We start from the raw sequence: 11,919 nt of genomic DNA, 5'->3' as shown, positions 1-11,919 counted from the left end.
GGTGGCCGCTTGGTGCGAATCAGCCGCCGATGATAGCAAGCCGCACAGGAGACGCCCCGCAACTCACTTTATGCGTTGAAGCTGCCGCCTTTGGCTGGGGGCGGCGTCCCCTCGCGCACCGGGGCCTCGCTGGCGCGGCCACGAAGCACCAGCGTACCTGCCAGCATGTCGTGCAGGCCCTGCTTGCGCGCGGTCCAGCCGGTCATGAGATAGGAGACCAGCTGCAGGAGATTGAGCACCCCAATGTTGGGGATGCTGATCAGCCGGACGGCGTTGCGGGCGAAGCTGCGCTGGATCGAAATGCGCTCGCCGTAAAGGTCGGTGACGCGCAGGCCAACGGCCAGCTTGCCGGGCGTGGCCTGCAAGCGGGAGGCTTCGAACCCCACGTAATACAGGTAAGCGCACAAGGCACACACGACGGCGGGCGATTGCATGGCCATCATGTAGTTGGTCATGGCTACCGTCTGGTTGGTGCGGAAGTTGACGGTAAACTCATTCAGTGCCGTTGGCCAGCCGAAGCTCAGAAGAATGAGGGCGAACGGGACCAGCAGAATCAGGCAATCAATAAACCACGCGGCGAAGCGCAGCCAGAAACCCGCGTACTCGGGCTGGGCTTCATCGGTCACGCCCAGGAAGGGCGGCGGCACTGGGGGCGGTGTGGCCTCGTTGACGTCAGGAATGAACGTGACGCCAGGGAAAAGCTGGCTCAGCGGTGCCCAGTCAGCCAGGCCCTCGTACCAGCCAAGTTCATGGGGATGATACGTAGCGCGGCGTAATCCTGCGCGTACCTCGTCCTCGGTGTAGGGGCCAAGGCGTTCGCCATCCCGTCCGATCCAGACCTGCTTGGTCATCGTTCTGCTCTTCGCAACTGTCCTGTGCCCATCATGCCATAGCGGCATGATGCGCCGGTCATGCTGCCCGGCGTTTCAGGTGGACCAGCAGCAGCGAAATGGCCGCTGGCGTCACGCCGCTGATACGCGCGGCCTGGCCGATGGTCTCCGGCAACGTTCGCTTCAGTTTCAGCAGCACTTCGTTGGACAAGCCGTGAACGCGGTCATAGTCGAAGCCCGTCGGGATTACCGTGGTCTCGTGGCGGCGCTGGCGTTCGATTTCATCGCGCTGGCGCTCCAGGTAGCCGGAATACTTCGCCTGCACTTCCACCTGCGCGGCAACTTCGGTGTCATCCACGGCCGGCCCGAGTTCCGGGACGGTGGTGAGTTTGATGTAGTCCAGTTCCGGACGGCGAAGCAGGTCAAGCGCATGCGTCTCGCGGCTGACCGCGATACCGAGTGAGCGCTCCACGGCGGCGCCCAGCGTATTCGTGGGTGCCGCCCACAACGCGCGAAGTCGCTGGGTCTCACGCTCCACCGCTTCACGCTTGGATTGAAGTCGCTGCATGCGCGCATCCGATACCACGCCGCACTGGTGACCCGCTTCGGTGAGGCGAAGGTCCGCGTTGTCTTCGCGAAGATGCAGGCGGTATTCCGCGCGCGAGGTGAACATGCGGTACGGCTCGATGGTGCCGTTGGTCGTGAGGTCGTCGATCAGCACGCCGATGTAGGCTTCGTCACGACGCGGATACCACGGTGCTTCGCCGCGCGTGAACATCGCAGCGTTCATGCCTGCAATCAGGCCCTGCGCACCTGCTTCTTCGTAGCCTGTGGTGCCATTGATCTGACCGGCAAACCACAGTCCGGGGATGGATTTGGTTTCAAGCCACGGGTGCAGGCCGCGCGGATCGAAGTAGTCGTATTCGATGGCGTAGCCCGGGCGTGTGATGTGCGCATTCTCGAAGCCGCGAATCGAGCGCACCAATGCGTACTGCACGTCGAAGGGCAGGGAGGTGGATATGCCGTTGGGGTAGATCTCGAAGGTGTCCAGGCCTTCCGGTTCCACGAAGATCTGGTGCGACGACTTCTCTGCGAAGCGCACCACCTTGTCTTCGATGGACGGGCAATAGCGCGGACCCACGCCTTCGATCTGGCCGCTGTACAGCGGCGAGCGATCCAGCGAACCACGGATGAGTTCGTGGGTGGCTTCGCTGGTATGGGTGATCCAGCAGCTGACCTGGCGCGGATGTTCGCTGGCCGAACCCATGAACGAGAAATGGGGTGCCGGATCGTCGCCGGGCTGTTCTTCCAGGAGCGAAAAGTCAATGCTGCGGCTGTCGATGCGCGGCGGCGTGCCGGTCTTCAGGCGATCAGCCGCGACCGGCAATTCGCGAAGTTTGGCGGCCAGTGTGGACGCTGGCGGATCGCCCGCGCGGCCGCCGGCATATTGCGCAGGACCGATGTGGATCTTGCCCGCGAGAAATGTGCCGGCTGTCAGCACGACGGCGCGGGCCCGGAAATCCAGGCCCATCTGCGTACGCACGCCCACGACGCGACCGTTTTCCAGCAGCAGGTCGTCCACTGCTTGCTGGAAGCACTGAAGGTTGGGCTGGGTTTCAACGATGTGGCGAATGGCTGACTTGTACAGCGACCGGTCGGCCTGGCAGCGCGTGGCGCGCACGGCCGGACCCTTGGATGCATTGAGCGTGCGCCACTGGATGCCTGCGCGATCCGCTGCGTGGCCCATGGCGCCGCCGAGGGCGTCGATTTCCTTGACCAGGTGTCCCTTGCCGATGCCGCCAATGGCCGGGTTGCAGCTCATCTGCCCGATGGTTTCGATGTTGTGGCTGAGCAGCAGGGTGCGGGCGCCGACGCGCGCCGACGCGAGGGCAGCCTCGGTTCCGGCATGGCCGCCGCCGACCACGATCACGTCGTAGGTTTCGTTGTGAAGCATTGTCAGGGGCTCGGGCAAAAGGCCAGGGTGATCATTTTAAGCTGTTTGGCCAGGCGCCGCAGAATGGGCGTGGCACGATCCCTGCTTCCCTTTTTGTGCACTTCACCCAGGCAGACGCTGCGCGACAACACGCGCGCCGAGACCGAACGACAGGGGTTTGGTCGTGTGCTGGACGAAGGAAGCGGGATGCGGGCACGGATGCCCCATTCGATCGAAGAATGAGATCTGGCGCCCGGCGGTCTCAGGAACAGGGGGAATCCAGGATGACCGTGTTGCCGGGCGCCAGAAACTGTATGACTGGCACGAAAACCAAGCCTCGGCGTGAGCCGCGGCTTTTTTCGTTGGGACTACGCTAACCCCGATTAGGTGAACCATGTGTGACTTTTCCGTTCAGCACCTACCTAAAATCGGCAATTGGTGACGCAGAGCGTCACCTTTTTGCGCTGAGGTTCACATCCTGTGAACCAAGTCACACGTTTGAATCAGGCTTAACCCAAAGCTACACGGCCCAGAATGTCGGTCAGATCACGTGAGAGGTCGGTACGGGCAGCCAGTCCCGCAACCACGGCATGGGCTGCCTCCCGGCGCACCGGTTCCAGCCGCTTCCACCCGTTGAACGCGGTGGCCACTCGGGCGGCCACCTGCGGGTTCAGCGCATCCAGAGCCACCAGCCGGTCTGCCAGCCAGCGATAGGCGGCGCCGTCGGTGCGATGGAAGCCGGTGGGGTTGGCGCGGGCGAACGTTCCGATAAGTGACTGCACGCGATTCGGGTTGCGCAGCGTGAACGTTGCATCGCCCTCCAGCGCCATCACCCGTTCAAGCGCACCGTCACCCGGAAGCTGGGCCTGCAGGCTGTACCACTTGTCCAGCGCCAGGGCGTTGTCGGCATAGCGTTCGCGGAAGGTTCCAAGCAGCGGGGCGGCCGCCGCGATGTCGCTGTGGCCCAATGTGCTGAGCGCCGCGAGACGATCCGTCATGCCGGGCGCCTGCGCAAACTGGTCCTGCGCCAGCTGCTGAGCGGCCCCGGCGTCGACCAGTGCCAGCAGGTCCAGTACGCGACGCTTCAGCTGGCGGGCTGCCTGGCTTGCGGCGTCCAGCGTGTTGCTGGTGCGGGCGCGAAGTGCATCGTAGCGTGCGCGCAGTGCGCTGGCGCCGATGCGCTGCGCCAGCGCTGTCAGCAACTGGACGCGCGTGGCGCGGATGCGCTCGGGGTCGCGTTCGGGCTGGCGCTCCACCAGTTCGATTTCTCCCGGCGGTGTCAGCAACTCGGCAAGCAGCGCGTCATCAATGCTGCTGTCAGCGAACAGGGCCGCGAGTGCCTGTGTCCATGCGCTGACGGCAGCGCTTTCCTGATGGCCATCGCGCAGATCGTCGTACGCCAGGCCGGCAAGTTGCTGTCCTGCTTCCCAGCGATTGAAACCGTCCACGTCGTGACGAAGCAAAACCGCCAGTTCGTCGGGCGCGTAATCGAACTCAAGGATTACCGGCGCAGAAAACCCGCGCAGCAGCGAAGGAACCGGCACTGCATCCACGTCATGGAACACCACGCGCGACTCGGCGCTATCAATTACGACCGTGCGTTCGGTGCCGTGAGCCTGGACATCGTCTTCAAGGCGAAGCGGCAACATGGTTCCGTCTTTGCCGAACAGCGCGAGCTTCACCGGAATGGGCAGCGCCACTTTTTCGATCTGGCCGGCACCGGCCGGCGTGCGCTGGCGCATGTGCAGCGTGTAGCGGCGCGCGTCGGCATCGTATTGGCCCGTGACCGAAAGGCGGGGCGTGCCCGCCTGCCCGTACCACGCCAGATACGGCGTGAGGTCGGTGTCATTTGCATCACCGAGTGCAGAAAGGAAATCCTCGATGGTGGCCGCCTGACCATCATGCCGCTTGAAGTAGAGGTCCATGCCGCGGCGGAAGCCTTCCTTGCCCAGCTTGCCGGCCAGCATGCGAACGAGCTCGGAGCCCTTCTCGTATACGGTGGCGGTGTAGAAATTGTTGATCTCGCTGTATTCGGACGGCCGAACAGGATGGGACAGCGGACCTGCATCTTCCGGGAACTGGGCACGGCGCAGCAGCGCGACGTCTTCAATGCGCTTCAGCGGCGCTGAATTCATGTCGGCGGAAAAACTCTGTTCGCGGAAAACCGTGAGGCCTTCCTTCAGGCTCAACTGGAACCAGTCGCGGCAGGTGACGCGGTTGCCGCTCCAGTTGTGGAAGTATTCGTGTGCGACCACGGCTTCCACGTGCCGATACTCGTCATCGGTGCTGGAGTCGAAATCGGCCAGAAGGTACTTCGCATTGAAGATGTTCAGGCCCTTGTTTTCCATCGCGCCCATGTTGAAGTCATGGGTTGCCACGACGTGGAACACGTCCAGGTCGTAGTTGCGACCGTAGGTTTCCTCATCCCAGCGCATCGAGCGGATGAGCGAATCCATCGCGTAGTCGCACCGGTCGATCACGTCGGCTTCGGCCCAGATATGCAGCGCGACCGCCCGGCCGTCGGCGGTGGTGTAGTCGTGGCTGATGCGCTCCAGGCGGCCGGCCACAAGTGCAAACAGATAACTGGGCTTGGGATGCGGATCGACAAAGCGCGCCCAGTGACGGCCGCCGTCGAGGTCGCCTTCTCCGTCCGGATTGCCGCCTGCCAGCAACACCGGGAAGCGTGCCTTGTCGGCGCGCAGCGTCACGGTATAGGTGGACTGCACATCCGGGCGATCCGGGAAGAAGGTGATGTGCCGGAAACCCTCTGCCTCGCACTGGGTCAGCAGAAAGCCGGAGTCGCGGCTGCCTGAAAGATACAGACCTTCAAAAGCGGTGTTTTCCGCTGGCCGAAGGGCAACGCGCGTGCGCAGCACAGCGGTGTCGTTCTCCAGGGGTATTTCCAGTGTGCTGTCGGTCAGCGTGTAGTCGGCAGCGGTAAGAGGGCGGCCGTCGAGCGTGGCCTCCAGCAATTCCAGGCCTTCGCCATTCAGTCGCAGCGGACCCGGCGCATGCCTTCGCAACCGAAGCGTGGCTTCCAGTTCCGTGCGGTCGATGCCCAGATCGAAATCCAGTTCGACGTGCTCCACGGCCCACGTGGGTGGGCAGTAGTCGGCCAGGCGAATGACGGGGTTGGGGGTGTCGACGCGATCGTTCATGAATAAGGGCATGTGAAGGCTGAACAGGCAGGCTAACATGCGGTCGGATTCGTCAAAAGGAAGCCTCCATGTCCCGTTTCACCACTGGTCACGCGTCGCTCGGCGATGAGCCCCTGCTGGTTCTCGTTGACGCGGACGCCGACCGCAGCCTGCGAATCGCACGTCGCGGTGCGACTGTCCTGGGTATGGAAATCCCTACCCGCAAAGGCCTGCGCAACATCGCCGACGGCTTTCGCGACACGCAGGAACTTTCGACGCAGAAGGGTTCGCGTTTCGCCATCATGACGCCGTTCGCCAACCGCGTTGCCGATGCGCGCTACACCTTTGAAGGGCACGCCCACGACCTTTTGCCAGGTGCGCAAGGCGCTGATCGCGCGATTCGCCATGGCTTCCTGCGCAACGCCATTTTTGACGTGCAGCGGGAGCATGCGGACGATCATTCGGCGTCCATCACGCTCACCAGTCAGTCCATCCGGCCTGATGCACATCCGGGCTATCCGTTTTCGCTGGATATCGCGGTGACCTTCACGCTCAGTGACTCGGGCCTTACGCTGGAGGCCCGGACCCGAAACGTGGGCAAGCAGGCCGCACCGACGTTCTTTGGCTGGCATCCGTATTTTCGCCTTTCGGACGGCCCCATCGACGAATGGGAACTGACCATTCCGGCCGACACGCTGATTGCCACCGATGCCGACTACATCCCGCTGCCGGGCACGCGCGCGTGGGGATCGCTGGACAAGGCCGACAGCGCATTCGACTTTCGCTCCCCGCGCGCCATTGGCTCGCTGGAGCTCAATCACACTTATGCCGATCTGCGTCTTGACGCCGACGGCCGTGCACGCACGCGTCTGCGCGATCCGAGAACGGGCACGGAAATCGCCGTGTGGCAGCAGAGCGGCGTGATGCTGGCCTTTACCGCCGATACGGTGAATCGCGATCCGCGTCGTGCTGTCGCTCTGGAGCCCATGGAATGCATGGCCGATGCGTTCAATCGCGATGATTGCCGTCCGCTGATCACATTGGCGCCGGGAGAAGAGCGCCGTTTCCTTTGTGGTGTGGAATTCATCGCGTGATCCTTCCGACTTTTGAAGACGTGCGCGCCGCCGCAGCGCGCATTGCCCCTTACGCAGCAGTGACGCCGGTGATGCGCAGTGATCGCCTGGATGCGCTGGTGGGGGCCGCCGTGCACTTCAAGTGCGAGAACCTTCAGCGCGGCGGCGCATTCAAGTTTCGTGGTGCGACCAATGCTGTCTGGTCGCTGGATGATGCAACCGCCGCTCGTGGCGTGGTGACCCACTCATCCGGCAATCACGGCAATGCGCTGGCACTGGCGGCGCGGTCTCGCGGCATTCCGGCGCACGTCGTCGTTCCGGAAGGCGCGGTGCAAGCCAAGGTGGATGCGATCGTGGCTGCTGGCGCGCATATCCATCGTTGCGAGCCCACCCAGGCCGCCCGCGAGGCGGCTGCTGCCGCAGTGCAGAAGCAGACCGGCGCGGATCTCGTACATCCCTACGCCGATGCACGCGTCATGGCGGGGCAGGGCACGCTGGTTCCGGAGTTGCTGCGTCAGGCGCCGGGTATCAACACGATCCTGTTTCCGATTGGCGGCGGTGGGCTGGCTTCGGGATGTTCCATTGCAGCGCATGGCGTGGAACCGTCCATCCGTCTGTTTGGCGCAGAGCCGGAAGGTGCGGATGATGCCTTTCGCTCGCTGCGTGACGGCAAGCGGGTGGGACCATTTGTTGCCAACACGATTTGCGATGGGCTGCGCACGCTGATCGGCGAGCCAAACTTCGCCGTGTTGCAGCAGCATTCGGTGACAGCACTCCCCGTTTCCGATGAGGAAACGGTGGCAGCCATGAAGCTCTTGTGGACCGAACTGAAGCTGGTGATCGAACCATCCAGTGCCACGGTGCTCGCGGCGCTGCTTCGTTACGCCCCGCAGTTTGCCGGTCGTACGGTGGGTGTGGTGTTGACGGGTGGCAACGTCGATCTCGATGCGCTGCCCTGGTAGCGGCAATCAGCCCGCGATGCGGGCCCGCCGCAGCCGCACGCCGGTGACAGCGACCAGGCCCGCGAGGATAAAGGCGATGCCGACTCCTTCCATGAGAGTCGGCCGTTCGCCCAGAATGGCCCACGCCATGAGCACACTGGTGACGGGCACCGCCAGGCTCGACACCGACGCCACCGCCGTCGACAGCCGCTTGACCACCACGAGCCAGAGTCCCCACGCCACGCTGGAGGCGAGAATCACGCTGTAGGCGAGGCCGGCAAGGAAAGGGGCGGACCAGTCGATGGCGCGCTGGGGCACGCAAAGCGCCACGACGATCAGCGCCATCGCGCCGAACAGCATTTGCCATGCGGTGAACGTCAGCGGCGAGGGGTTGTGTGTCTGGAACACCCTCTTGCTCATCACCGTACCCAGTGCCCAGCACGCGCCTCCGGCCAGCGCGAAGAACGTGCTTTGCGCGCTGCCCAGCCCTTGCCAGGGCTCGATGACGCAAATCAGGCCCGTGGCAGCGAGCACCAGTCCCAGCACGTGCCGGCGCGTGGGCCGCTCATGGAGCAGCACCCAGGCGAGCAGCACTGCCCAGAAAGGCATGGCGTACGCGAGCAGGGCCACGTGTCCTGCGCCGCCGCTGACGAGCGCCAACTGGCCCAATCCCTGGAACGCCGCTGTCTGGCTAAGGCCTACGATGATCGTCGGTATCAGCGGAGGCGCGCGCAGGCTGCTGCGGGTGACCAGTAGCACGCTGAAAAGCAGAGCCGCGCCAAGTGTGTAGCGGATGGCTGCGAAGTCGAAGGGGCCTGCGTAACGGAGCACCTGCTTCATCACGATCCAGCTGTACGCCCAGATGACGACGGTGATGCCCAGTGCGACGACAGCGCTGCGACGTGATGTTTCTTCTCTCATGCGCACGGACACCAATGCTTAAAGCGGACATTATCAACGCGGGCGGCTGGCTATGCTCCGTCGTCACAAAAGGAGCATGCCATGACCATCATACGTTGCGCATGGGCGGACCATAGCGACATCGAGCGCGAGTACCACGACAGGGAATGGGGCGTTCCCTGTCGCGACGATCAGAGCCTGTTTGAACTGTTCGTGCTTGAAGGTGCGCAGGCCGGCCTCGCGTGGCGCACGGTCCTGGCCAAGCGCGACCATTACCGGCAGGTCTATCATGGCTACGACATCGCGCGCATTGCAGCGATGTCAGACCATGATCTCGATGCGCTGGCGCACGACACGGGCATCATCCGCAACCGGTTGAAGATTGCCTCTGCGCGCACCAACGCGCGTGCCGCGCTGAGCATCATCGCCGAGCACGGCTCGTTCTCCGGATACCTGTGGTCGTTTGTTGACGGGGATACGATCACCAACGCCTGGACCCAGGCATCCCATGTTCCGGGGCAGTCGGCGCAGTCAGACGCCATGAGCCTTGCGTTGCGCAAGCGGGGCTTTCGCTTCGCGGGCAGTACCATTTGTTACGCGCTGATGCAGGCGTCCGGCATGGTCAACGACCATGTAGTGGACTGCCACCGCTACGCCTGAACTTCTGTGGGAGCGCGAGCGTACTCGCACCTCCACCGGATTACTTTCGGCGCGAGCCGCGCAGGCTGTCGAGGGGGAACGTGGCGATTTCGCCGCCGTCCATGCGACGGGACTGGCCTTCCGGTGGGCCGAAAGCATGCGCTGTCACCACTTCCCACGTGGATGGAATGGTTCCATCCACGCGCATGGCTTCGTAAGCGGCCAGCATCTGCAGATAGTGCTGCTTTCCGGTCAGTCCGCGCGAGCGGGAGGTATCGGCATTCGTGGCGCCGAGCCCCTTGAGCTCGGCCAGCAATGCCTTTGGGTCGGGATACGTCAGCGTGTAGCGTTCGGCAAACAGCACCGGATCGCGCAGGCCGGCCGTCAGCATGGCGTCGCCCACATCGTGCATGTCGAGGAATCGCGCCACGTGGGCGTGTTGATCAGCCTGCGACCAGGCTTCGCGAAGTTCCTTCAGCGTGTCCGGACCAAACGTGGAGAATGTGAGCAGGCCACCTGGCTTGAGCACGCGCGCGCACTCGGTAAACAGGCGTGCCAGGTCATCACACCACTGGAAACACAGGTTGGAATGCAGCACGTCCACACTCTGATCCGGCACCGGCAGTGAATACGCATCCGCGCACACGCGCGAAAACGGCTTCAGCCAGCTGCTGTGTTCCTTCGCGCGCTTGAGCATCGGCAACGCAAGATCCATGGCGATGACCTGCGCCTTCGGATACTTTTTCTTAAGCGCGGCGCTGCCGCGTCCCGTGCCCGCGCCGACATCAAGCACCCGCTCGGGCGTCTGCTTGTAGATGTCCAGCCGCTCGATCAGGGACGCCTGCACTTCGCGTTGCAGTACATCGTGTTTCTCGTATGTGCCTGCGGCGCGGCTGAAATTGTGGCGCACCTGGCGGCGGTCGAAATGGAAGTCGGTCATGCGTGTTCGCCAAAAAAGGATGTCAGGGCATCGGCCACCGGCTCGACGTGCCCGATAAAGGGGGCGTGCCCTGCGTGGGCAATATTGACGAAATTGCCGCGACACGTGCGGGCGGCGTTCTCCATGGCCCGCGGGTGCACCAGCCGGTCGCGGTTGCCTGCGATCCAGAGGCTGGATTGCCCCATGGCGGCCCACTCGTTGCGCAGGTCGGTCGATTCCAGAAGTGCGAGGCCTTCCTGCAGCACGCGTGGATCAGGTTCGCCGCGCGAGAAAACCTCGTCACGAATGCGCCGTGCTTCGCTGCGCGGGTCTTCACTACCCATGGCTTCAAGCGCAATGAAGCGCTCAAGCGTTCCGCGGAAATCCTGGTCGAGGTCGGTGGCCAGTTGGCTCAGAAGTGCGGGGTCGTTGCCAAATGGCCATGTGTCATTGCGAAGGAAACGCGGCGTGGCACACAGCATGATGACGCCTTCGACCTGTGCCGGCGGCTTGTATGCCGCCGCCAGCGCTATCAGGCCGCCCAGCGACCAGCCCAGCCAGAATGCCGGAGGCGTCTGCGCCGCAATGGCATCGATGCAGGGCTGCAACTGAAGCGGAACGGTACTGTCACGCGAATAGCCATGCCCCGGCAGATCCACCACATACATCGTGCAAGTGGATTCCAGTCGTTCGATCAGCGGTGCAAACACACCGCCATGCATGGCCCAGCCATGGATCATCACCAGTGGGATGGCACCCGTGCCACGCACGTCGATATGGAGGCTGTTCATGCGTCGCTGCTCGGCGCCAGGGTCGGGTCCACCGCACCGCGCCCGTCAAAGACGAAGCAGTCACCGCGCCAGTGCGCGCCACCTACTTCCTCGAAGTATTTGAGGATGCCGCCTTCCAGCTGATACACGTGGTCGATGCCCACTTCGCGCATGTGGATAGCGGCCTTCTCGCAGCGGATGCCGCCCGTGCAGAACGACACGACGGTCTTGCCGTCGAAGCGTTCGCGGTCGGCTGCCACCGCACCGGGAAAATCGGTGAAGCTCGACAGCCGGTACTCCACCACGTTTTCGAACGTGCCCACGTCCACTTCGTAGTCGTTGCGTGTATCCAGAAGTACGATCTCGCGGCCGTTGTCGTCGTGTCCCTGATCCAGCCAGCGGCGCAGCACCGGCGGCGCTACCGCCGGGGCGCGTCCTTCTTCGGGCCGGATGAGCGGGGCACGCATCGTGATGATTTCCTTTTTCAGGCGCACACGCATGCGTCCGAATGGCACGTTGTCGGAGAGGCTCTCTTTCGGCGTGATATCCGCAAAGCGCGGGTCGCGGTGCAGCCAGGCCATGAAGGCCTCGATACGCTCGCGCGGCGCAGCCAGGAACAGGTTGATGCCTTCGGGTGCCAGAAGGATGGTGCCCTTCAGCTCCAGCGCTTCGCACTGCTCCGTGACAGACGCGCGCAGGTCGGCGCAGTCGTCGAGGCTGACGAACTTGTAGGCGGAAATATTGAGGATAGACATGGGCATGGGCGGGGTCGAGCGG

10 protein-coding genes are annotated in these 11,919 nt (G+C 63.6%); 3 read left to right on the top strand and 7 right to left on the bottom strand.

The window, feature by feature from the left end; genetic code table 11:
• Positions 1–68 precede the first annotated feature (68 nt).
• The 3 genes from FHW69_RS13005 to pepN all read right to left on the bottom strand — a co-directional run bounded on the left by FHW69_RS13005 (position 69) and on the right by pepN (position 5,921).
• Positions 69–851, bottom strand: coding sequence for an RDD family protein (locus FHW69_RS13005; protein WP_183423495.1), 783 nt, complete (start codon positions 849–851; stop codon positions 69–71).
• A gap of 58 nt (positions 852–909) precedes the next feature.
• A complete protein-coding gene (mnmG, locus tag FHW69_RS13000; RefSeq protein WP_183423494.1) occupies positions 910–2,784 on the bottom strand; it encodes a tRNA uridine-5-carboxymethylaminomethyl(34) synthesis enzyme MnmG in 1,875 nt (624 codons plus the stop codon).
• 488 nt (positions 2,785–3,272) lie between these two features.
• Positions 3,273–5,921: an aminopeptidase N gene (pepN, locus tag FHW69_RS12995; RefSeq protein WP_183423493.1), complete on the bottom strand. Its 2,649-nt coding sequence runs from the start codon at positions 5,919–5,921 to the stop codon at positions 3,273–3,275.
• Positions 5,922–5,989: 68 nt separating this feature from the next.
• Between pepN and FHW69_RS12990 the strand changes: the two genes are divergently transcribed.
• Together FHW69_RS12990 and FHW69_RS12985 are read left to right on the top strand one after the other, a co-directional pair.
• On the top strand, positions 5,990–6,994 hold the full coding sequence (locus FHW69_RS12990; RefSeq protein ID WP_183423492.1) for an aldose epimerase: 1,005 nt from the start codon (positions 5,990–5,992) through the stop codon (positions 6,992–6,994).
• Positions 6,982–7,935: a pyridoxal-phosphate dependent enzyme gene (locus tag FHW69_RS12985; protein WP_183423527.1), complete on the top strand. Its 954-nt coding sequence runs from the start codon at positions 6,982–6,984 to the stop codon at positions 7,933–7,935. Before FHW69_RS12990 ends, FHW69_RS12985 begins: the two co-directional genes overlap by 13 nt.
• A 6-nt stretch (positions 7,936–7,941) precedes the next feature.
• On the opposite strand, the gene FHW69_RS12980 is transcribed toward FHW69_RS12985, so the two are convergent.
• Positions 7,942–8,835: an EamA family transporter gene (locus FHW69_RS12980; RefSeq protein WP_183423491.1), complete on the bottom strand. Its 894-nt coding sequence runs from the start codon at positions 8,833–8,835 to the stop codon at positions 7,942–7,944.
• 81 nt (positions 8,836–8,916) lie between these two features.
• Between FHW69_RS12980 and FHW69_RS12975 the strand changes: the two genes are divergently transcribed.
• A complete protein-coding gene (locus FHW69_RS12975; RefSeq protein WP_183423490.1) occupies positions 8,917–9,474 on the top strand; it encodes a DNA-3-methyladenine glycosylase I in 558 nt (185 codons plus the stop codon).
• A gap of 40 nt (positions 9,475–9,514) precedes the next feature.
• Here FHW69_RS12975 and bioC read toward each other — a convergent pair whose 3' ends face one another.
• The 3 genes from bioC to FHW69_RS12960 are packed head-to-tail and all read right to left on the bottom strand — an operon-like array spanning position 9,515 to position 11,897.
• On the bottom strand, positions 9,515–10,393 hold the full coding sequence (gene bioC, locus FHW69_RS12970) for a malonyl-ACP O-methyltransferase BioC (RefSeq protein WP_183423489.1): 879 nt from the start codon (positions 10,391–10,393) through the stop codon (positions 9,515–9,517).
• Positions 10,390–11,163 (bottom strand): pimeloyl-ACP methyl ester esterase BioH, encoded by a 774-nt coding sequence (bioH, locus tag FHW69_RS12965; RefSeq protein WP_183423488.1) that lies wholly within the window; start codon positions 11,161–11,163, stop codon positions 10,390–10,392. The genes bioC and bioH overlap by 4 nt, the downstream gene beginning before the upstream one ends.
• Entirely contained in the window at positions 11,160–11,897 is a 738-nt protein-coding gene (locus FHW69_RS12960; protein ID WP_183423526.1) for a sulfurtransferase, read from the bottom strand. The genes bioH and FHW69_RS12960 overlap by 4 nt, the downstream gene beginning before the upstream one ends.
• Positions 11,898–11,919: the final 22 nt, after the last annotated feature.

It is taken from the genome of Luteibacter sp. Sphag1AF (assembly GCF_014192715.1).
In the GTDB taxonomy this organism is placed as follows: domain Bacteria; phylum Pseudomonadota; class Gammaproteobacteria; order Xanthomonadales; family Rhodanobacteraceae; genus Luteibacter.
This window is presented reverse-complemented; position numbering and strand designations above follow the sequence as displayed.